Below are 20,601 nucleotides of genomic sequence, written 5' to 3' on the forward strand. Positions count from 1 at the left end.
CTATCAGGAAGGCGAACGCATCATGTCGTACAGTTCGTTGAGCAGCTTGCGCCGGCTGAACACCAGCTGCCAGCGATGCCCGCCCAGCTGGCGCCACAGGCGCGCGGCGCGGATGCCGGCGAGCAGCAGGGCGCGGATCTTCGAGGCGTTGCTGGCCTGCTGCAGGAAGCGCATGTCGCCGTGCACCTGGATGCGCTGGCGCAGGGTGCTCAGGGTGTCCTGGTACAAGGCTCCGCTGGAAGCGATGACATTTTCGTGAACCAGGCCGAAATGGTCGGCCTGGGACTGAATTTGTGGCAGGCGGTTGCCGATGGTGTCGAGCAGGTCGCCGCGCTTGTTCAGCTGGCGCTCCAGGCCGAGCATCGACAGCGCGTAGCGCAGCGGCTCGCGCTGCAGGCTGCTGGGGTCGCGCTCCAAGGCGCCGACCAGGGCTCGATAACCGTCACGCAGGTTGAGATCGTCGCCGCCGAACACTTCCAGGGTGTCCTTGGGGTCACGTACCAGCAGGCTGCCGAGCATGCAGCCGATGTTGGCTTCGCTGGCCTGGCCGGTGCGGGCGATGCGGTCGACCAGCACGGCGGCCTGGAATACGCCGCCCAAAGCAATCAGCTGCTCCTGCAGGTTGCTCATGCGCGCGGGCTCCAAGGCTCGGCGGTTTCGATCACGCCGCCGCCCAGGCACACCTCGCCGTCATAGAACACTACCGACTGGCCCGGGGTCACGGCGCGCTGCGGTTCGTCGAACACGGCGCGGTAGCCGGTTTCGGTCCGCTCCAGGGTGCACTGCTGGTCGCTCTGGCGGTAGCGCACCTTGGCCGTCAACTGGCGCGGGCTGCTCAGGTCGATCGGGTTGACCCAGAAGATTTCCGAAGCGAGCAGGGCGCGGGAGAACAGCCATGGGTGCTCATTGCCCTGGCCGACCACCAGAACGTTGCGGGTCAGGTCTTTGTGCAGCACGTACCACGGCTCGTCACCGGCGTCCTTCAGGCCGCCGATACCCAGGCCCTGGCGCTGGCCGATGGTGTGGTACATCAGGCCGTGGTGGCGGCCGATCACTTCGCCGTCAGTGGTCTCGATGTTGCCTGGCTGGGCCGGCAGGTACTGCTTGAGGAAGTCGCTGAAGCGGCGCTCGCCAATGAAGCAGATGCCGGTGGAGTCCTTCTTCTTGGCGGTAGCCAGGCCGTGCTTTTCGGCGATGGCACGGACTTCGGGCTTTTCCAGCTCGCCAACCGGGAACAGGGTGCGGGCAATCTCTTTGCCGCCGACGGCGTGCAGGAAGTAGCTCTGGTCCTTGTTCGGGTCCAGGCCCTTGAGCAGTTCGGTGAGTGCACCGGTGTCGCGGCGGCGCACGTAGTGGCCGGTGGCGATCAGGTCGGCACCCAGCGACAGGGCGTAGTCGAGGAACGCCTTGAACTTGATTTCGCGGTTGCAGAGGATGTCCGGGTTGGGCGTGCGGCCGGCCTTGTATTCCTCGAGGAAGTGCTCGAACACGTTGTCCCAGTATTCGGCGGCGAAGTTGGCGGTGTGCAGCTTGATGCCAATGCGGTCGCACACGGCCTGGGCGTCGGCCAGGTCTTCACGGGCGGTGCAGTATTCGGTGCCGTCGTCTTCTTCCCAGTTCTTCATGAACAGCCCTTCCACCTGGTAGCCCTGCTCCATGAGCAGAAGGGCGGAGACGGAAGAGTCCACGCCGCCGGACATGCCGACGATGACGCGGGTCTTGGCGGGGTCTTTGAGTGCTGGGCTGGTCATGGGTACCGGTGTGTATCAAGGGGGAAAAACGCCGATTCTATCAAAACCGGCGCGGCGCGTCAGTCACGCAGCAATTCGAGGCTGTGCAGCGGTCCGTCGAGGTAGTCGTCGAGGCAGCGGGGGACGAGTTCGCTGCGCCAGCGCGAGGGATCGGCCAGCAGTTCGTCGCGGGTCAGCCACACGGCGCGGACGATGTCGCTGTCCAGGGCGAGGTCTTGGTGGTGGCGCACGGGGCGGGCGGCGAAGCAGATGCGCTGGTAGGTCACGCCGTTGCTCGGGGCGGTATAGAGGTAAATGCCGACCACGCCGGTGAGCTCGACTTCCCAGGCAGTTTCTTCCAGGGTTTCGCGCAGGGCGGCCTGGGGCAGGGTCTCGTTGGGTTCGAGGTGGCCGGCGGGTTGGTTGAAGACGTGCTGGCCGGCTTTGAATTCTTCGACGAAGAGGAACTTGCCCTCGTGTTCGACGATGGTGGCGACGGTGATGTGGGGTTGCCAGGTCATTTGCGGGTCCCTTCAAGATTGCCGGGACCGCTTTGCGGTCCATCGCAGGCAAGCCAGCTCCCACAGGTACGGTGCAAGGCTCAAGGTTTGCACCGTACCTGTAGGAGCTGGCTTGCCTGCGATGGGCTGCAAAGCAGCCCCAGTGTCCAGAAAGCACAAACCCCGGTGCGTGGCCGGGGTTTGTGCTGTTACTTCAAGCGAACCTTACAGGGCGGCAATGGCGCTGTTCAGGGTCTGGCTTGGGCGCATCACCTTGGCGGTCAGCGCGGCATCCGGCGCATAGTAGCCACCGATGTCGGCCGGCTTGCCCTGAACGGCGTTGAGCTCGGCGACGATGGTCTCCTCGTTCTCGGTCAGGGTCTTGGCCAGTGGGGCGAAGCGTGCCTGCAGGGCGGCGTCGTCGCTCTGGGCAGCCAGGGCCTGGGCCCAGTACAGGGTCAGGTAGAAGTGGCTGCCGCGGTTGTCGATACCGCCAACCTTGCGCGAAGGCGACTTGTTGGTGTCGAGGAACTTGCCGGTGGCCTGGTCCAGGGTGTTGGCCAGGACCTTGGCGCGTGGGTTGTCGTAGGTGTTGCCCAGGTGCTCCAGGGAAGCGGCCAGGGCCAGGAATTCACCCAGCGAGTCCCAACGCAGGAAGTTCTCTTCCACCAGCTGCTGCACGTGCTTCGGCGCCGAACCACCGGCACCGGTTTCGAACAGGCCACCGCCGTTCATCAGCGGCACGATCGACAGCATCTTGGCGCTGGTGCCCAGTTCCATGATCGGGAACAGGTCGGTCAGGTAGTCGCGCAGCACGTTGCCGGTCACCGAGATGGTGTCCTTGCCTTCGCGGATGCGGGCCAGGGAGAACTTGATCGCGTCGACCGGTGCCAGGACACGGATGTCCAGGCCAGCGGTGTCGTGATCCTTCAGGTACTGCTGGACCTTCTCGATCATCACGCCGTCGTGGGCACGGGCCGGGTCCAGCCAGAACACCGCCGGGGTGTTGCTCAGGCGGGCGCGGTTGACGGCCAGCTTGACCCAGTCCTGGATCGGCGCGTCTTTGGTCTGGCACATGCGGAAGATGTCACCAGCTTCGACGTTCTGTTCCAGAACGACCTTGCCCTTGCCATCGACCACACGGACAACGCCGTCGGCCTGGATCTGGAAGGTCTTGTCGTGGGAACCGTACTCTTCGGCCTTCTGAGCCATCAGGCCGACGTTCGGCACGCTGCCCATGGTGGTCGGGTCGAAGGCGCCGTTGGCCTTGCAGTCTTCGATGGTGGCCTGGTAGATGCCGGCGTAGCAACGATCCGGGATGATCGCCTTGGCATCCTGCAGTTCACCGGCGGTGTTCCACATCTTGCCCGAGTCACGGATCATCGCTGGCATCGAGGCGTCGACGATGACGTCGCTCGGCACGTGCAGGTTGGTGATGCCCTTGTCGGAGTTGACCATGGCCAGGGCTGGACGCTCGGCGTACAGGGCCTGGATGTCGGCTTCGATCTCGGCCTGCTTGTCAGCTGGCAGGTCCTTGATGCGGGCGTACAGGTCGCCGATGCCGTTGTTGGCGTTGAAGCCCACTTCAGCCAGGGCGGCGGCGTGCTTGGCCAGCACGTCGTTGTAGAACTCTTCGACGATGACGCCGAACATGATCGGGTCGGAGACCTTCATCATGGTGGCTTTCAGGTGCACCGACAGCAGTACGCCGGAGGCCTTGGCATCGGCGATCTGCTCGGCGATGAAGGCTTTCAGGGCCTTGCGGCTCATGGTGGCGCAGTCGACGATTTCGGCGGCTTTGACGGCGGTCTTGGCTTTCAGCACGGTGGTGCTGCCATCTTTGCCGACCAGCTCGATGCGCAGGCTGTCGTCAGCCTCGATCAGTGCGGCTTTTTCGCTGCCGTAGAAGTCGCCGTTGTTCATGTGGGCAACGTGCGACTGCGAGTCGGCAGCCCAGGCGCCCATCTTGTGCGGGTGCTTGCGAGCGTAGTTCTTGACCGACAGCGGCGCGCGGCGGTCGGAGTTGCCTTCGCGCAGCACCGGGTTCACGGCCGAGCCCTTGATGCGGTCGTAGCGGGCGCGGGATTCTTTCTCGGCCTCGGTGGACGGCTCGTCGGCGTAGTCAGGGATGTTGAAGCCCTTGCCTTGCAGTTCCTTGATCGCGGCCTTGAGCTGCGGTACCGAGGCGCTGATGTTCGGCAGCTTGATGATGTTGGCTTCAGGGGTGGTAGCCAGCTGGCCCAGTTCCGCCAGGTGATCGCCTACTTGCTTCTCTGCGCCCAGTTGCTCCGGGAAGGCGGCAAGGATACGGCCAGCCAGGGAAATGTCGCGAGTTTCGACGGCGATGTCAGCCGAAGCGGTGAAGGCTTCGACGATCGGCAGCAGCGAGTAGGTGGCGAGGGCGGGGGCTTCGTCGGTGAAGGTATAGATGATCTTGGAACGGGTGGGCATGCGGGTTAACTCTCTGTGTGCTGAGCGTGCTCGAGTCTCGTGTTGCGCAGGGTAGGCGCATCGCCCTGGCAACGCCATGAGCGGAAAGTCGAGAGGCTGCGAGCGGTGATGGTGGATGCATCAGTCGAGCGTCAATGCTGAGCTGCGGTAACAGTCCAGACTTTTCTTAGGCCATTCATGGCCAAGGGCGGTCCGCATTTTCCTGGGATTCGCCCCGATGACCCTACGGTCGCGGCGGAGTATACCAAACCATTCGGGCTAATCAGCAAGGCCAAGTGACATCGTTGCCATTTATAAGACCAAAGACGTAGGGGCAATGTGGTGTATTGCCGCACTGCTTGCAGGTCAGCGGATGTGGTTTAGGCTCAGTGGATCGCACGATGTCCAATCACACCCGACAGCGGAGTAGTGCAAGCATGGGATACCAGAAAATCAAGGTTCCGACCGACGGCACCAAGATCACCGTCAATGCAGACCATTCGCTCAATGTTCCTGACAACCCGATCATTCCTTATATCGAAGGTGACGGGATTGGCGTCGATGTCTCGCCGGTGATGATCAAGGTGGTCGATGCCGCCGTGCAGAAGGCCTACGGCGGCAAGCGCAAGATTGCCTGGATGGAGGTCTATGCCGGCGAGAAGGCCACCCAGGTGTATGACCAGGACACCTGGCTGCCCCAGGAAACCCTGGATGCAGTGAAAGACTATGTGGTTTCGATCAAGGGGCCGTTGACCACCCCGGTCGGCGGCGGCATCCGCTCGCTCAACGTGGCCCTGCGCCAGCAGCTCGACCTTTATGTGTGCCTGCGCCCGGTGCTGTGGTTCCAGGGGGTGCCAAGCCCGGTGAAGAAGCCCGGCGACGTCGACATGGTGATCTTCCGCGAGAACTCCGAGGACATTTATGCCGGTATCGAGTGGAAGGCCGGCTCGCCCGAAGCGAACAAGGTGATCAAGTTCCTCAAGGAGGAAATGGGCGTCACCAAGATCCGCTTCGACCAGGACTGCGGTATCGGCGTCAAGCCGGTCTCCCGCGAGGGCACCAAGCGCCTGGTGCGCAAGGCCCTGCAGTATGTGGTGGACAACGACCGCGAGTCGCTGACCCTGGTGCACAAGGGCAACATCATGAAGTTCACCGAAGGGGCCTTCAAGGACTGGGGCTATGAAGTGGCGCGCGACGAGTTCGGTGCCGAACTGCTCGATGGTGGCCCATGGATGAAGTTCAAGAACCCGAAAACCGGCCGCGAAGTGATCGTCAAGGATGCCATCGCCGACGCCATGCTCCAGCAGATCCTGCTGCGCCCGGCCGAGTACGACGTGATCGCCACCCTCAACCTCAACGGTGATTACCTGTCCGACGCCCTGGCGGCGGAGGTGGGTGGCATCGGCATCGCGCCGGGTGCCAATCTGTCCGATACCGTGGCCATGTTCGAGGCCACCCACGGCACTGCGCCCAAATACGCCGGGCAGGACAAGGTCAACCCGGGTTCAGTGATTCTCTCGGCAGAGATGATGCTGCGGCACATGGGCTGGACCGAGGCGGCCGACCTGATCATCAAAGGCACCAATGGCGCGATTGCGGCCAAGACAGTGACCTATGACTTCGAGCGTTTGATGGATGGCGCTACGTTAGTGGGCAGCTCGGGCTTTGGTGATGCGATGATCAAGCATATGTGAGGGAATTGAAAACCGGCCGCTTCTGTTGAAGAAGCGGCCGGTTCTTTCGTATACCGGCAGAGAGCAGGGTGGTCAGACTTGCACGGTCTCGCCCTCGGAGTGGCCTACAGCTTTGTTAGCTGCTGCGGCTGCTGCGTCCGTGATCTTGACCGCATGCAGGCCTTTGGGGCCTTGAATGATCTCGAACACAACGGACTGACCGGCCTTGAGCGTCTTGTATCCGTCCATCTGGATCGCGGAATAGTGCGCGAACAGATCCTCGGTTTTACCCTCCTCATTGACGAATCCGTAGCCCTTGGCATTGTTGAACCACTTGACTTTACCGCTTGCCATCCCTATGTCCCTCTGCAAAGGACTCCATCACTGGAGTATCATCCACTTCATCCGCATACGAACCATGCGAAAAATCTGGTTGACTGCGCGGATCTTTATCGACCACGGTGGGTTCTTATTGGTTGTAACACCGTTTTGCCGATAGTCAAGGTCAGGTGGCGCGTGCGCCAGCGGCCGCAAATGCAGTCAACCCACAACCTTAACCTGACGCTCATGATGAAATTCTTTCCATGCATGCACCCAGTGAGATTCGACTAACATTCAATCAGGATCGCCCGCAATCGAATGAGGACGACGGCTCAGGGCTTGCGGTACAGGAAGCCAAGCCGATCCTGCAGGCGCCACCGATGTACAAGGTGGTTTTGTTCAACGATGACTACACGCCGATGGATTTCGTCGTCGAAGTGCTCGAAACGTTCTTCAGTCTGAACCGCGAGCTGGCGACCAAGATCATGCTGACCGTCCATACCGAAGGGCGGGCAGTGTGCGGATTGTTTACCCGTGACATCGCCGAAACAAAGGCCATGCAGGTCAACCAATACGCCAGGGAAAGCCAGCATCCGCTACTCTGTGAAATCGAGAAGGACGGTTAATCGCCGACCACTTGGGTATGAGGTGAAGCTATGTTAAACCGCGAGCTCGAAGTCACCCTCAATCTTGCCTTCAAGGAGGCTCGTTCGAAGCGTCATGAATTCATGACCGTCGAACATCTGCTGCTGGCACTCCTTGACAATGAGGCTGCTGCGACCGTTCTGCGCGCCTGTGGCGCCAATCTCGACAAACTCAAGCACGACCTGCAAGAGTTCATCGACTCCACTACACCCCTGATCCCCGTCAACGATGAAGACCGCGAGACCCAGCCGACCCTGGGCTTCCAGCGCGTGCTGCAACGTGCCGTGTTCCATGTGCAGAGTTCCGGCAAGCGCGAAGTCACCGGCGCCAATGTGCTGGTGGCGATTTTCAGCGAACAGGAAAGCCAGGCCGTGTTCCTGCTCAAGCAGCAGAGCGTGGCCCGTATCGACGTGGTCAACTACATCGCCCACGGCATCTCCAAGGTGCCGGGCCATGGTTCGCACTCCGAAAGCGACCAGGAAATGCAGGACGAAGAGGGTGGCGAGACTTCCTCTTCGAGCAACCCGCTGGACGCCTACGCCAGCAACCTGAACGAGCTGGCCCGTGCGGGTCGTATCGACCCGCTGGTGGGGCGCGAGCAGGAAGTCGAGCGTGTGGCGCAGATTCTCGCCCGTCGGCGCAAGAACAACCCGCTGCTGGTGGGTGAGGCAGGCGTCGGCAAGACCGCCATCGCCGAAGGCCTGGCCAAGCGCATCGTCGACGGCCAGGTGCCTGACCTGCTGGCGCAGAGCGTGGTCTATTCGCTGGACCTCGGTGCGCTGCTGGCCGGTACCAAGTACCGCGGTGATTTCGAAAAGCGCTTCAAGGCGCTGCTCGGTGAGCTGAAGAAGCGCCCGCAGGCGATTCTGTTCATCGACGAGATCCACACCATCATCGGTGCCGGTGCGGCGTCGGGCGGGGTGATGGATGCGTCCAACCTGCTCAAGCCGCTGCTGTCGTCCGGTGAAATCCGCTGCATCGGTTCGACCACCTTCCAGGAGTTTCGCGGCATCTTCGAGAAGGACCGTGCCCTGGCACGGCGCTTCCAGAAGGTCGATGTCAGCGAGCCATCGGTGGAAGACACCGTCGGCATCCTGCGCGGCCTGAAAGGGCGCTTCGAGAGCCACCACAACATCGAGTACAGCGACGAAGCCCTGCGCGCCGCCGCCGAACTGGCCTCGCGCTACATCAATGACCGGCACATGCCGGACAAGGCCATCGACGTGATCGACGAGGCGGGTGCCTACCAGCGCCTGCAGCCTGAAGCGAACCGGGTCAAGCGTATCGACGTGCCGCAGGTCGAGGACATTGTCGCCAAGATCGCGCGGATTCCGCCGAAGCACGTCACCAGTTCCGACAAGGAGCTGCTGCGCAACCTCGAGCGCGACCTGAAACTGACCGTGTTCGGTCAGGATCAGGCCATCGACTCGCTGGCCACTGCCATCAAGCTGTCCCGGGCTGGCCTCAAGTCGCCGGACAAACCGGTCGGTTCGTTCCTGTTCGCCGGCCCGACCGGTGTGGGCAAGACCGAAGCAGCGCGGCAGCTGGCCAAGGCCTTGGGTGTCGAGCTGGTGCGCTTCGACATGTCCGAGTACATGGAGCGCCACACCGTGTCGCGCCTGATCGGTGCGCCGCCTGGCTATGTTGGTTTCGACCAGGGTGGCCTGCTGACCGAGGCCATCACCAAGCAACCGCACTGCGTGCTGCTGCTCGACGAAATCGAGAAGGCGCATCCGGAAGTCTTCAACCTGCTGCTGCAGGTGATGGACCACGGCACCCTGACCGACAACAACGGGCGCAAGGCCGACTTCCGTAACGTGATCCTGATCATGACCACCAACGCCGGCGCCGAAACTGCTGCGCGGGCCTCGATCGGCTTCACCCATCAGGACCACGCGTCCGATGCCATGGAAGTCATCCGCAAGAGCTTCACGCCGGAGTTCCGCAACCGTCTGGACACCATCATCCAGTTTGGCCGCCTCAGCACCGAGACGATCAAGAGCATCGTCGACAAGTTCCTCATCGAACTGCAGGCGCAGCTGGAAGACAAGCGTGTGCTGCTGGAAGTCAGCGATGCCGCCCGCGGCTGGCTGGCGGTATCCGGCTACGACGTACAGATGGGCGCACGGCCGATGGCGCGGCTTATCCAGGACAAGATCAAGCGGCCGCTGGCCGAGGAGATCCTGTTTGGCGAGCTGGCCGAGCACGGTGGCGTGGTGCACGTCGACCTGCGCGATGGCGAACTGGTGTTCGACTTCGAGACCACGGCTGAGGTGGCGTGACAGCGGGGCCGCTTTGCGGCCCATCGCGGCTGAAGCCGCTCCTGCAGGAGTATCGCAATCCCTTGTAGGAGCGGCTTTAGCCGCGATGCTGTTTCAGCAGGCACAAAAAAGCCCGGCACATGGCCGGGCTTTTTCATGGCTAGAGCTTAGCGCGCACGGTAGGTGATGCGGCCCTTGCTCAGGTCGTAAGGCGTCAGTTCGACGCGGACCTTGTCGCCAGTGAGAATACGGATGTAGTTCTTGCGCATCTTTCCGGAGATGTGCGCGGTTACGACGTGCCCGTTTTCCAACTCCACGCGGAACATGGTGTTGGGCAGGGTGTCGACGACAGTACCTTCCATTTCGAAGCTGTCTTCTTTCGACATGCAGTAGAGCCCTCGGATCCAGTGTTGGCCCGACGCATAACCGCACCGGGCAAAAAAGTGGCGTGGATTATGCCCGAAAACTGTGTGTCAAGCCAATGCTTTCAGTTGAGGGTGACCCAGCGCTGGTTTATCAACAACTCGATAGGCCGATACTGCGTCTTGTAGTTCATTTTCTTGCAGTTCTTGATCCAGTAACCCAGGTAGACCGCCTCCAGGTCCTGGCGCAGGGCTTCGGTGATCTGCCAGAGGATGGCAAAGCGCCCGAGGCTGCGGCGTTCTTCTTCGGGCTCGTAGAAGGTGTACACCGCCGACAGGCCGTTGGGCAGCAGGTCGCAGACGGCGACAGCCAGCAGGCGGCCGTCCAGGCGGAACTCGTAGAACCAGCAGAACGGCAGGTCGCGGACCAGGAAGGTGGAAAACTGGTCGCGGCTCGGCGGGTACATGTCGCCATCGGCGTGACGGGTCTCGATGTAGCGCCGGTACAGGTCGAAATATTCTTCCTTGAACGCCGGGCGGGCGGCTGTCACGGTCAGGTCGGCATTGCGCTTGAGGATGCGCCGCTGCTGGCGGTTGGGAATGAAGCGCGCAGCGGGGATGCGCGCCGGTACGCAGGCATTGCAGTTCTGGCAATGCGGGCGGTACAGGTGGTCGCCACTGCGGCGAAAGCCCATTTCCGACAGGTCGGCATACACATGCACGTCCATCGGCTGGCTGGGGTCGAGGAACAGCGTGGTCGCCTGTTCGTCCGGCAGGTAGCTGCAGGAGTGGGGTTGAGTGGCATAGAACTTCAACCGCGCCAGCTCTGTCATGATCAACCCCTCGGTGAGACTTTGCTTTAAGTGTAAGCCAGCTGGCAGAACTCGCCTAGCAAACCCAGGTGGCGCTGTTGGGCTGGTCGAGGTGGTGTGCCAGGTAGTCGGCGAAGCGGGCGCGGCTGATGGCGCGGGCGCCAAGGCTGTGCAGGTGGTTGGTCGGCATCTGGCAGTCGATCAGCACGAAGCCGGCCTGGCGCAAATGTTCGACCAGCGTCACGAAGCCGACCTTGGAGGCATTGTCGGCGCGGCTGAACATCGATTCGCCGAAGAACAGCTGGCCGATGGCCAGGCCGTACAGGCCGCCGACCAGCTCGCCGTCCTCGCGCACTTCCACCGAGTGGGCGATACCGCGCCGGTGCAGCTCGCAGTAGGCATTGCGCATGGTGTCGGTGATCCAGGTGCCGTCGGCGTAATCGCGCGGCGCCGCGCAGGCGGCGATCACCGCCGGGAAGTCGGTGTCGAAGCTGACCTGGTAGCGGCCCTGGCGCATCAGTTTGGCCAGCGAACGCGAGACGTGCAGCTCGTTCGGGAACAGCACCGTGCGCGGGTCGGGCGACCACCAGAGGATCGGCTGGCCGTCCTGGTACCAGGGGAAGCAGCCATGCCGGTAGGCTTGCTCCAGGCGCTCGGGGCTCAGGTCGCCGCCAGCGGCGAGCAGGCCGTTGGGGTCGTGCAGGGCCTTTTCCAGGGGCGGGAACGTCAGCGAGTCGCGGGTCAGCCAGGTGAGCATGGTCTATCGTGCGGTGGGGGAGGGGAGAGGGCAGCATGGCGCGCAGGGCTTGCGGGGTCAATGCTGGCAGGGTCAAGAGCTATTGGCGGGCAGCAGAATAGGCAATTTCCTACACATTCATGAAAGCATAGGCACCATCCGCTACATTTGCTGTCACACCTGTGCAAAAACACAGCATAAGCCTTTGTCACAAAAGAAAATGCATGCTCAAATTGCACCTATACGAAAGTCGCCCCCATGCGAGAGCCATACGGCGTGCCGTCATGGCGGCTGGCGGGCAGTAATGTTAAAAGTAGTGGTTCATTGGCCAGACACCGGCCGATCACTACTGGACGCGCAGCACGCGCAGGAATAGACGCGTTTTGAAGAAATCCACCGCAACTCCAGCTCCTTTGCCCGTGCCCCTGTGGCGGCAGCAGCTGCATTACCGCCTCAAGGAAGGTGCGTTGATCGCTGTCGGCGCCCTGTGCCTGTACCTGTGGATGGCACTGCTGACCTACGACACGTCGGACCCGGGCTTCAGCCACACCAGCAACATCGATCAGGTGCAGAATGCTGCCGGGCGTGCCGGTGCGTACTTTGCCGACATCCTGTTCATGGTGCTGGGCTACTTCGCCTACATCTTCCCGCTGTTGCTGGCGATCAAGACCTGGCAGATCTTCCGCGAGCGCCATCAGCCCTGGCAGTGGAGCGGCTGGCTGTTCTCCTGGCGGCTGATCGGCCTGGTGTTCCTGGTGCTGTCGGGCGCGGCCCTGGCGCATATCCATTTCCACCCGCCGGCGAGCCTGCCGTTTTCTGCGGGCGGTGCGCTGGGCGAAAGCCTCGGCGACCTGGCGCGCAACCTGCTGAACGTGCAGGGCAGCACGCTGATGTTCATTGCCCTGTTCCTGTTTGGCCTGACCGTGTTCACTGACCTGTCGTGGTTCAAGGTGATGGACATGACCGGCAAGATCACCCTCGACCTGTTCGAGCTGGTGCAGGGCGCGGCCAGCCGCTGGTGGGAAGCTCGCAACGAGCGCAAGCGCCTGGAAGCACAACTGCGTGAAGTTGACGAGCCGGTGTTCGATCTGGGGGCGAAGGCCGCTGACAAGCGCGAGCCGGCCAAGCCAGCGCTGCGCGAGCGCATATTCAAGCGTGAGGAAGCCCCGGCCCCGCCCGTCGAACCGCGCGAGCCGACCCTGGCCCGGGAGCCTGTCGTGCCGCGTGAGCCGACCCTGGCCCGGGAGCCTGTCGTGCCGCGTGAGCCGACCCTCGCCCGCGAGCCGGTGGTACCGCGTGAGCCTGTGGTGCCACGTGAGGTGCCCCGCGAGCAGCCTGCAGCGGCCCCGACCATCGTGCCGCCGGCTGCGGCCAGGGCACCGGAGCCGAGCAAGCGGGTGATGAAGGAAAAACAGGCGCCGCTGTTCGTCGACAGCGCCGTGGAAGGTACCTTGCCGTCGATTTCCATCCTCGACCCGGCCGAACAGAAGAAGATCGAGTACTCGCCAGAGTCCCTGGCAGGTGTCGGCCAGTTGCTGGAAATCAAGCTCAAGGAGTTTGGCGTGGAAGTCTCGGTGGACTCCATCCACCCGGGCCCGGTGATTACCCGTTACGAAATCCAGCCGGCTGCAGGCGTCAAGGTCAGCCGCATCGCCAACCTGGCCAAGGACCTGGCGCGATCCCTGGCGGTGACCAGTGTGCGGGTGGTCGAAGTGATCCCCGGCAAAACCACCGTGGGTATCGAGATCCCTAACGAAAACCGGCAGATGGTGCGCTTCTCGGAAGTGCTCGCCACGCCACAGTACGACGAGCAGAAATCGCCGGTCACTTTGGCTCTGGGCCACGACATCGGCGGCAAGCCGGTGATCACCGATCTGGCCAAGATGCCGCATTTGCTGGTGGCCGGTACTACCGGTTCCGGTAAGTCGGTGGGTGTCAACGCGATGATCCTGTCGATCCTGTTCAAGTCCAGCCCGGAAGACGCGCGGCTGATCATGATTGACCCGAAAATGCTCGAACTGTCGATCTACGAGGGCATTCCGCACCTGCTGTGCCCGGTGGTCACCGACATGAAGGACGCCGCCAACGCCTTGCGCTGGAGCGTGGCCGAGATGGAGCGGCGCTACAAGCTGATGGCGGCCATGGGCGTGCGCAATCTGGCCGGCTTCAACCGCAAGATCAAGGACGCCCAGGAAGCCGGCGAGATCATCCATGACCCGCTGTACCGCCGCGAGAGCATGGACGACGAGCCGCCAGCGCTGAAGACCCTGCCGACCATCGTCGTGGTGGTCGACGAATTCGCCGACATGATGATGATCGTCGGCAAGAAGGTCGAAGAGCTGATCGCCCGTATCGCCCAGAAGGCGCGGGCCGCCGGTATCCACCTGATCCTCGCCACCCAGCGCCCGTCGGTGGACGTGATCACCGGCCTGATCAAAGCCAACATCCCGACCCGCATGGCGTTCCAGGTGTCGAGCAAGATCGACTCGCGGACCATCATCGACCAGGGCGGCGCCGAACAGCTGCTCGGCCACGGTGACATGCTGTACATGCCACCGGGCACCAGCCTGCCGATCCGTGTCCACGGTGCATTCGTCTCCGACGATGAAGTGCATCGCACGGTCGAGGCGTGGAAGCTGCGTGGCGCGCCAGACTACAACGACGACATCCTCAATGGCGTCGAAGAGGCCGGCAGCGGCTTCGACGGTGGCGGCGGCGGTGGCGATGGTGACGATGCCGAAACCGATGCCCTGTATGATGAGGCCGTGCAGTTCGTGCTGGAAAGCCGCCGTGCTTCCATCTCGGCGGTGCAGCGCAAGCTGAAGATTGGCTACAACCGCGCCGCGCGGATGATCGAGTCGATGGAGATGGCCGGCGTGGTCACCCCGATGAACAGCAACGGCTCGCGGGAAGTGATTGCCCCAGGCGGCCCGCGCGACTGATGAACACCTTGCCGGGCGCCAACGGTGGCGCCCGGCCTTTTCAATGCTCAATGAGGATTCCCATGCGCGCGATTCGCATGCTGTTGGTTTCTGCCCTGACCCTGGGCTCGGTTACTGCTTATGCCGGTGAGCAAGACGTACAACGCCTGACCCAGCTGTTGGAAAAATCCCAGACCATCGAGGCCAACTTCTCCCAGTTGACCCTGGACGCCGGCGGCACCAGCCTGCAGGAAACCTCCGGCAAGATGACCGTGAAGCGCCCGGGCCTGTTCTACTGGCACACCAATGCGCCGCAGGAGCAGGTGGTGGTGTCCGACGGCAAGAACGTCACCCTGTGGGACCCGGACCTGGAGCAGGCGACCATCAAGAAGCTCGACCAGCGCCTGAACCAGACCCCGGCACTGCTGCTGTCTGGTGATGTGTCGAAGATCAGCCAGAGCTTCGACATTACCTCCAAGGAGCAGGGCGACGTGATGGACTTCACCCTCAAGCCGAAGACCAAGGACACCCTGTTCGACTCACTGCGCGTGTCGTTCCGCAAGGGCCTGATCAATGACATGCAGCTGATCGACAGCGTCGGCCAGCGCACCAACATCCTGTTCAATGGCGTCAAGGCCAACCAGGCGGTGCCGGACAGCCAGTTCAAGTTCGACATCCCCAAAGGCGCCGACGTCATCAAGGAGTAAGCAGAGCTCGCCATGGACCTGTTTCGAAGCGAACCCGTCGCCCAGCCCCTGGCGGCCCGCCTGCGCCCGTCCAACCTGGACGAATACGTCGGCCAGGAGCACCTGCTGGCGCGCGGCAAACCGTTGCGCGAGGCGCTGGAGCAGGGTGCGCTGCACTCGATGATCTTCTGGGGGCCGCCGGGGGTGGGCAAGACCACCTTGGCGCGTCTGCTGGCGCAGTTCTGCGATGCGCACTTCGAGACGGTGTCGGCGGTACTGGCCGGGGTCAAGGAGATCCGCCAGGCGGTTGAAGTGGCCAAGCAGCAGGCCGGGCAGTATGGCCGGCGCACCATCCTGTTCGTCGATGAAGTGCACCGCTTCAACAAGTCCCAGCAGGATGCCTTCCTGCCCTACGTGGAAGACGGCACACTGCTGTTCATCGGTGCCACCACCGAGAACCCGTCGTTCGAACTGAACAACGCCTTGCTGTCGCGGGCGCGGGTCTATGTGCTCAAGAGCCTGGACGAAGCGGCGCTGCGCAAGTTGGTCAACCGTGCGCTGACCGAGGAGCGCGGGCTGGGCAAGCGTAACCTGCGCGTCGGTGACGACGCCTTCAAGATGCTCATGGCCGCCGCCGATGGCGATGGCCGGCGCATGCTCAATTTCCTCGAGAATGCCTCGGACCTTGCCGAAGATGGCAGCGAGATCGACGTCGAGATGCTGCAAAGCCTGCTCGGTGACAGCCGTCGGCGCTTCGACAAGGGTGGCGAGGCGTTCTACGACCAGATCTCCGCGCTGCACAAGTCGGTGCGCGGCTCCAATCCCGATGGTGCCCTGTACTGGTTCGCACGCATGCTCGACGGTGGCTGCGACCCGCTGTACATCGCCCGTCGCGTGGTGCGCATGGCCAGCGAGGACATCGGCAACGCCGACCCGCGCGCCCTGAGCCTGTGCCTGGCCGCCTGGGACGTGCAGGAGCGCCTGGGCAGCCCCGAAGGCGAGCTGGCAGTGGCCCAGGCCATCACCTACATCGCCTGCGCGCCGAAAAGCAATGCGGTGTACGTGGGCTTCAAGACCGCTTTGCGCGAGGCTGCGGAACATGGCTCGCTGGAAGTGCCGCTGCACCTGCGCAATGCCCCGACCAAGCTGATGAAGCAGCTCGGCTACGGCGAAGAATACCGCTACGCCCACGACGAGCCCGATGCCTATGCCGCTGGCGAAGACTACTTCCCTGAAGAACTCGAGCCGCGCCAGTATTACCAGCCCGTGCCGCGAGGCCTGGAACTGAAGATCGGCGAGAAGCTGCGCCACCTGGCCGAGCTCGACCGCAACAGCCCCCGGCAGCGGAGAAAACCGTGATTGCACTGATCGCCGCGGTCAGCGCGGGCGGTATTGCCGGGACCTTGCTACGCTTCGCCACCGCCAACTGGGTCGCGACCCACTGGCCACGGCACTTCTATCTCGGTACGCTGGCGGTCAACCTGGTCGGCTGCCTGCTGATCGGCCTGCTCTATGGCCTGTTCCTGCACAAGCCGCTGGCGCCGGTCGAACTGCGTGCCGGCCTGATTGTCGGCTTCCTTGGCGGCCTGACGACCTTTTCTTCCTTCTCGCTCGATACCGTGCGCCTGATCGAAAGTGGGCAAGTGCCCCTTGCCTTGGGCTATACCAGTATCAGCGTGGTGGGCGGGCTTCTGGCCACCTGGGCCGGCCTGTCCCTGACCCGATTCTGAACCAACACCTACCTATAACGAGAGAACGATATGCTCGATTCCAAACTGTTACGCGGCCAACTTCAGGAAGTGGCGGATCGCCTGGCCTCCCGTGGCTTCAGCCTGGATGTCGCGCGCATCGAATCACTGGAAGAGCGGCGCAAGGCGGTGCAGACCCGTACCGAGCAGCTGCAGGCCGAGCGTAACGCCCGTTCCAAGTCGATCGGCCAGGCCAAGGCCAAGGGCGAGGACATCGCCCCGCTGATGGCTGATGTCGAGCGCATGGCCAATGAGCTGGCTGCCGGCAAGGCGGAACTGGATGGTATCCAGGCCGAACTGGACGGCATCCTGCTGACCATCCCCAACCTGCCGGACGCCAGCGTACCGGTCGGTGCCAGCGAAGACGACAACGTCGAAGTGCGCCGCTGGGGCACGCCGACCGCCTTCGATTTCGAGATCAAGGACCACGTTGCCCTGGGCGAAGTCAGCGGTGGCCTGGACTTCGAAGCCGCGGCCAAGCTGTCTGGTGCGCGCTTTGCCGTGCTGCGTGGGCCGATCGCCCGCCTGCACCGCGCGCTGGCGCAGTTCATGATCAACCTGCACACCGGCGAGCACGGCTACGAGGAGCACTACACCCCGTACCTGGTGCAGGCCCCGGCCCTGCAGGGCACTGGCCAGCTGCCGAAGTTCGAGGAAGACCTGTTCAAGATCACCCGCGAAGGCGAAGCCGACTTCTACCTGATTCCGACCGCCGAAGTGTCGCTGACCAACCTGGTCGCCGAGCAGATCCTCGACGCCAAGCAGCTGCCGTTGAAGCTGGTTGCCCACACCCCTTGCTTCCGCAGCGAAGCCGGTGCGTCCGGCCGTGACACCCGCGGCATGATCCGCCAGCACCAGTTCGACAAGGTCGAGATGGTTCAGGTGGTCGAGCCGTCGAAGTCGATGGAAGCCCTGGAAGGCCTGACTGCCAACGCCGAGCGCGTGCTGCAGCTGCTGGAGCTGCCATACCGCGTACTGGCCCTGTGCACCGGCGACATGGGCTTCGGCGCCGTGAAGACCTACGATCTGGAAGTGTGGGTGCCGAGCCAGGACAAGTACCGCGAAATCAGCTCCTGCTCCAACTGTGGTGACTTCCAGGCGCGCCGCATGCAGGCCCGCTGGCGCAACCCGGAAACCGGCAAGCCCGAGCTGGTGCACACCCTCAACGGTTCCGGCCTGGCCGTAGGCCGTACCCTGGTGGCCGTGCTGGAAAACTACCAGCAGGCCGACGGTTCGATCCGCGTACCGGACGTGCTGAAGCCGTACATGGGCGGCGTCGAGGTCATCCGCTAAATGGATTACCTGCCGCTGTTCCACAAGTTGCAGGGCGGCCGGGTACTGGTCGTCGGCGGCGGTGAGATCGCCCTGCGCAAGGCGCGCCTGCTGGCTGATGCCGGCGCCGCGCTGCGTGTGGTGGCGCCGGATGTCGACGGCCAGCTGGCCGCGCTGGCCCGGGAAGGTGGCGGTGAGGTGCTGGTGCGTGGCTATCAGGCGGCCGACCTGGTCGGCTGCCGGCTGGTGATCGCGGCCACCGACGACCCTGGGCTCAACGCCCAGGTGTCGGCCGATGCGCAGGCGCTTAGCCTGCCGGTCAACGTGGTGGATGCGCCGGCCCTGTGCACGGTGATCTTCCCGGCCATCGTCGACCGTTCGCCGCTGGTGATTGCGGTGTCCAGTGGTGGTGACGCCCCGGTGCTGGCGCGGTTGATCCGCGCCAAGCTGGAGGCCTGGATTCCGTCGGCCTATGGCGAACTGGCCGGGCTGGCCGCGCGTTTTCGGCACAAGGTCAAATCCTTGTATCCGGACGTCAATCAGCGCCGTGGCTTCTGGGAAACCGTGTTCCAGGGCCCGATCGCCGAGCGCCAGTTGGCCGGGCAGGGCGCCGAGGCCGAGCGCCTGTTGCAGGCGATGGTCGACGGTGCACCGGTGCAGCAGGGCGGTGAAGTGTATCTGGTAGGGGCGGGGCCGGGCGACCCGGACTTGCTGACCTTCCGTGCCTTGCGCCTGATGCAGCAGGCCGACGTGGTGCTGTACGACCGCCTGGTGGCACCTGCCATCATCGAGATGTGCCGGCGCGATGCCGAGCGTATCTACGTTGGCAAGCGACGCGCCGACCATGCCGTGCCGCAGGACCAGATCAACCGCCTGCTGGTCGACCTCGCCCAGCAGGGCAAGCGTGTGTTGCGCCTCAAGGGCGGCGACCCGTTCATCTTCGGCCGGGGTGGCGAAGAGATCGAGGAGCTGGCCGAGCACGGCATCCCGTTCCAGGTGGTGCCGGGGATTACCGCGGCCAGTGGTTGCTCCGCCTATGGCGGCATTCCGCTGACTCACCGTGACTATGCCCAGTCGGTGCGCTTCGTCACCGGGCACCTCAAGGATGGCACCAGCAACCTGCCGTGGGACGACCTGGTGGCGCCGGCCCAGACCCTGGTGTTCTACATGGGGCTGGTGGGGTTGCCGACCATCTGTGCCGAGCTGATTCGCCATGGGCGGGCGGCCAGTACGCCAGCAGCCTTGGTGCAGCAGGGCACTACGCGCAATCAGCGGGTGTTCACCGGCACCCTGGCGGACTTGCCGGACCTGGTGGCCCAGCATGAAGTGCATGCGCCGACCCTGGTGATTGTCGGGGAAGTGGTGCAACTGCGCGACAAGCTGGCCTGGTTCGAAGGCTCGCAGAACAGCTGAAATCGTTGGGGCCGCTTTGCGGCCCTTTCGCGACACAAGGCCGCTCCTACAAGGAATACACGCTCCCTGTAGGAGCGGCCTTGTGTCGCGAAAGGGCTGCAAAGCAGCCCCGGCTATCTCAACCCCGCCAGATCCCTTTGCCCACCAACCGCTCCCGATCATGGGGCTGGTTGAAGTCCTGTAGTGGCCCTTTGGGCACGATCCCGTTCGGGTTGATGGTCTTGTGGCTCATGTAGTAATGCTTCTGGATATGCTCCATATCCACGGTCCCCGCCACCCCCGGCCACTGGTACAGCTCGCGCAGCCAGTGGGACAGGTTGTGGTAGTCGCTCAACCGCTTTAGGTTGCACTTGAAGTGCCCGTGGTACACCGCATCGAAACGCACCAGGGTAGTAAACAGGCGCACATCGGCCTCGGTCAGGTACTCGCCAGCCAGGTAGCGATTGCGGCCCAGCAGCGCTTCCAGATGATCCAGTTCGTTGAACACCTCATCGAACGCCGCTTCATAGGCGTCCTGGGTGGTGGCGAAGCCTGCGCGATACACCCCGTTGTTCACCGCCGGGTAGATGCGTTCGTTCAGCGCCTCGATGGTCGGGCGCAGCGGCTCGGGGTACAGGTCCAGGGTATTGCCGGTCAGCTCGTTGAACGCGCTGTTGAAGATGCGGATGATCTCCGACGACTCGTTGTTGACGATGCGCTTCTCCTTCTTGTCCCACAGCACAGGCACAGTCACGCGGCCGGTGTAGTGCGGGTCATCCTGGGTGTAGCGCTGGTGCAGGTACTGCAAGGCGTCGAGGTGGTCGCCACTGGAGCCTTGCGCGGTGTCGAAGGTCCAGCCATGGTCCTGCATCAGCCAGCTGACCACGGACACGTCGATCAGTGGCTCCAAGCCCTTGAGAGCGCGGAGGATCAGCGTGCGGTGAGCCCAAGGGCAGGCCAGCGACACGTACAGGTGGTAGCGGCCGGCTTCCGGGGCGGGGAGTTGATTGCGGCGCTGGGCGTTTTCGCGCTTGAAGGTGCCGTCCTTGCCGTTTTCATACCACTGGTCGTGCCAACGGCCGTCGATCAAAAGGCCCATGCTGAGCTCCTCG

18 protein-coding genes are annotated in these 20,601 nt (G+C 63.3%); 9 read left to right on the forward strand and 9 right to left on the reverse strand.

Going from position 1 to position 20,601, the window contains the following annotated elements; translation table 11 throughout:
• Positions 1-3: 3 nt before the first annotated feature.
• The 4 genes from hflD to ACIPZ8_RS01280 form a co-directional block, all read right to left on the reverse strand.
• A complete protein-coding gene (gene hflD / locus ACIPZ8_RS01265) occupies positions 4-630 on the reverse strand; it encodes a high frequency lysogenization protein HflD (protein ID WP_027919723.1) in 627 nt (208 codons plus the stop codon).
• Positions 627-1,751, reverse strand: a complete 1,125-nt coding sequence (mnmA, locus tag ACIPZ8_RS01270) for a tRNA 2-thiouridine(34) synthase MnmA (protein ID WP_400719212.1) — start codon at positions 1,749-1,751, stop codon at positions 627-629. Before mnmA ends, hflD begins: the two co-directional genes overlap by 4 nt.
• Positions 1,752-1,810: 59 nt before the next feature.
• Positions 1,811-2,251, reverse strand: a complete 441-nt coding sequence (locus ACIPZ8_RS01275; protein ID WP_400719213.1) for an NUDIX hydrolase — start codon at positions 2,249-2,251, stop codon at positions 1,811-1,813.
• 204 nt (positions 2,252-2,455) lie between these two features.
• Positions 2,456-4,681 carry an NADP-dependent isocitrate dehydrogenase gene (locus ACIPZ8_RS01280; protein ID WP_400719214.1) on the reverse strand — a complete coding sequence of 742 codons (2,226 nt, stop codon included), beginning with the start codon at positions 4,679-4,681 and terminating at the stop codon, positions 2,456-2,458.
• A gap of 416 nt (positions 4,682-5,097) precedes the next feature.
• Here ACIPZ8_RS01280 and icd point away from each other — a divergent pair, with 416 nt between their 5' ends.
• Positions 5,098-6,354: an NADP-dependent isocitrate dehydrogenase gene (gene icd, locus ACIPZ8_RS01285; RefSeq protein WP_159409684.1), complete on the forward strand. Its 1,257-nt coding sequence runs from the start codon at positions 5,098-5,100 to the stop codon at positions 6,352-6,354.
• A 72-nt stretch (positions 6,355-6,426) separates the two neighbouring features.
• On the opposite strand, the gene cspD is transcribed toward icd, so the two are convergent.
• Positions 6,427-6,687 carry a cold shock domain-containing protein CspD gene (cspD, locus tag ACIPZ8_RS01290; RefSeq protein ID WP_400719215.1) on the reverse strand — a complete coding sequence of 87 codons (261 nt, stop codon included), beginning with the start codon at positions 6,685-6,687 and terminating at the stop codon, positions 6,427-6,429.
• Between the two features lie 230 nt (positions 6,688-6,917).
• On the opposite strand from cspD, the gene clpS reads away from it, so the two are divergent.
• Both clpS and clpA read left to right on the forward strand, forming a co-directional pair.
• Entirely contained in the window at positions 6,918-7,280 is a 363-nt protein-coding gene (clpS, locus tag ACIPZ8_RS01295; RefSeq protein ID WP_003251220.1) for an ATP-dependent Clp protease adapter ClpS, read from the forward strand.
• Positions 7,281-7,310: 30 nt separating this feature from the next.
• Positions 7,311-9,581, forward strand: a complete 2,271-nt coding sequence (gene clpA, locus ACIPZ8_RS01300) for an ATP-dependent Clp protease ATP-binding subunit ClpA (RefSeq protein ID WP_152955990.1) — start codon at positions 7,311-7,313, stop codon at positions 9,579-9,581.
• A gap of 146 nt (positions 9,582-9,727) precedes the next feature.
• Here the strand turns inward: clpA and infA are convergent, their stop codons facing one another.
• The 3 genes from infA to aat all read right to left on the reverse strand — a co-directional run bounded on the left by infA (position 9,728) and on the right by aat (position 11,491).
• Positions 9,728-9,946: a translation initiation factor IF-1 gene (gene infA, locus ACIPZ8_RS01305; protein ID WP_002553999.1), complete on the reverse strand. Its 219-nt coding sequence runs from the start codon at positions 9,944-9,946 to the stop codon at positions 9,728-9,730.
• 101 nt (positions 9,947-10,047) lie between these two features.
• Entirely contained in the window at positions 10,048-10,755 is a 708-nt protein-coding gene (locus tag ACIPZ8_RS01310) for an arginyltransferase (RefSeq protein WP_313201219.1), read from the reverse strand.
• Between the two features lie 55 nt (positions 10,756-10,810).
• Positions 10,811-11,491 carry a leucyl/phenylalanyl-tRNA--protein transferase gene (aat, locus tag ACIPZ8_RS01315; protein ID WP_400719216.1) on the reverse strand — a complete coding sequence of 227 codons (681 nt, stop codon included), beginning with the start codon at positions 11,489-11,491 and terminating at the stop codon, positions 10,811-10,813.
• Between the two features lie 302 nt (positions 11,492-11,793).
• Here aat and ACIPZ8_RS01320 point away from each other — a divergent pair, with 302 nt between their 5' ends.
• The 6 genes from ACIPZ8_RS01320 (at position 11,794) to cysG (ending at position 19,510) form a co-directional block, all read left to right on the forward strand.
• Positions 11,794-14,412: a DNA translocase FtsK gene (locus tag ACIPZ8_RS01320; RefSeq protein ID WP_400719728.1), complete on the forward strand. Its 2,619-nt coding sequence runs from the start codon at positions 11,794-11,796 to the stop codon at positions 14,410-14,412.
• A 62-nt stretch (positions 14,413-14,474) separates the two neighbouring features.
• The gene (gene lolA / locus ACIPZ8_RS01325) at positions 14,475-15,098 is read left to right on the forward strand and encodes an outer membrane lipoprotein chaperone LolA (RefSeq protein ID WP_060511141.1); all 624 of its coding nucleotides are present in this window, start codon (positions 14,475-14,477) and stop codon (positions 15,096-15,098) included.
• A gap of 12 nt (positions 15,099-15,110) precedes the next feature.
• Positions 15,111-16,436, forward strand: coding sequence for a replication-associated recombination protein A (locus ACIPZ8_RS01330; protein WP_079227299.1), 1,326 nt, complete (start codon positions 15,111-15,113; stop codon positions 16,434-16,436).
• Positions 16,433-16,807 carry a fluoride efflux transporter CrcB gene (crcB, locus tag ACIPZ8_RS01335; protein WP_400719217.1) on the forward strand — a complete coding sequence of 125 codons (375 nt, stop codon included), beginning with the start codon at positions 16,433-16,435 and terminating at the stop codon, positions 16,805-16,807. The genes ACIPZ8_RS01330 and crcB overlap by 4 nt, the downstream gene beginning before the upstream one ends.
• A gap of 30 nt (positions 16,808-16,837) precedes the next feature.
• Positions 16,838-18,118, forward strand: coding sequence for a serine--tRNA ligase (serS, locus tag ACIPZ8_RS01340; RefSeq protein WP_400719218.1), 1,281 nt, complete (start codon positions 16,838-16,840; stop codon positions 18,116-18,118).
• Positions 18,119-19,510, forward strand: coding sequence for a siroheme synthase CysG (cysG, locus tag ACIPZ8_RS01345; RefSeq protein WP_400719219.1), 1,392 nt, complete (start codon positions 18,119-18,121; stop codon positions 19,508-19,510).
• Positions 19,511-19,628: 118 nt separating this feature from the next.
• On the opposite strand, the gene ACIPZ8_RS01350 is transcribed toward cysG, so the two are convergent.
• The gene (locus ACIPZ8_RS01350) at positions 19,629-20,588 is read right to left on the reverse strand and encodes a glutathione S-transferase family protein (protein WP_400719220.1); all 960 of its coding nucleotides are present in this window, start codon (positions 20,586-20,588) and stop codon (positions 19,629-19,631) included.
• Positions 20,589-20,601 lie beyond the last annotated feature (13 nt).

Source organism: Pseudomonas sp. NPDC089422 (genome assembly GCF_044749405.1).
In the GTDB taxonomy this organism is placed as follows: domain Bacteria; phylum Pseudomonadota; class Gammaproteobacteria; order Pseudomonadales; family Pseudomonadaceae; genus Aquipseudomonas.

Coding starts and splice junctions, on each gene's coding strand:
- hflD (WP_027919723.1), bottom strand. CDS start 630: ATGAGCAACCTGCAGGAGCAGCTGATTGCTTTGGGCGGCGTATTCCAG.
- mnmA (WP_400719212.1), bottom strand. CDS start 1,751: ATGACCAGCCCAGCACTCAAAGACCCCGCCAAGACCCGCGTCATCGTC.
- ACIPZ8_RS01275 (WP_400719213.1), bottom strand. CDS start 2,251: ATGACCTGGCAACCCCACATCACCGTCGCCACCATCGTCGAACACGAG.
- ACIPZ8_RS01280 (WP_400719214.1), bottom strand. CDS start 4,681: ATGCCCACCCGTTCCAAGATCATCTATACCTTCACCGACGAAGCCCCC.
- icd (WP_159409684.1), top strand. CDS start 5,098: ATGGGATACCAGAAAATCAAGGTTCCGACCGACGGCACCAAGATCACC.
- cspD (WP_400719215.1), bottom strand. CDS start 6,687: ATGGCAAGCGGTAAAGTCAAGTGGTTCAACAATGCCAAGGGCTACGGA.
- clpS (WP_003251220.1), top strand. CDS start 6,918: ATGCATGCACCCAGTGAGATTCGACTAACATTCAATCAGGATCGCCCG.
- clpA (WP_152955990.1), top strand. CDS start 7,311: ATGTTAAACCGCGAGCTCGAAGTCACCCTCAATCTTGCCTTCAAGGAG.
- infA (WP_002553999.1), bottom strand. CDS start 9,946: ATGTCGAAAGAAGACAGCTTCGAAATGGAAGGTACTGTCGTCGACACC.
- ACIPZ8_RS01310 (WP_313201219.1), bottom strand. CDS start 10,755: ATGACAGAGCTGGCGCGGTTGAAGTTCTATGCCACTCAACCCCACTCC.
- aat (WP_400719216.1), bottom strand. CDS start 11,491: ATGCTCACCTGGCTGACCCGCGACTCGCTGACGTTCCCGCCCCTGGAA.
- lolA (WP_060511141.1), top strand. CDS start 14,475: ATGCGCGCGATTCGCATGCTGTTGGTTTCTGCCCTGACCCTGGGCTCG.
- ACIPZ8_RS01330 (WP_079227299.1), top strand. CDS start 15,111: ATGGACCTGTTTCGAAGCGAACCCGTCGCCCAGCCCCTGGCGGCCCGC.
- serS (WP_400719218.1), top strand. CDS start 16,838: ATGCTCGATTCCAAACTGTTACGCGGCCAACTTCAGGAAGTGGCGGAT.
- cysG (WP_400719219.1), top strand. CDS start 18,119: ATGGATTACCTGCCGCTGTTCCACAAGTTGCAGGGCGGCCGGGTACTG.
- ACIPZ8_RS01350 (WP_400719220.1), bottom strand. CDS start 20,588: ATGGGCCTTTTGATCGACGGCCGTTGGCACGACCAGTGGTATGAAAAC.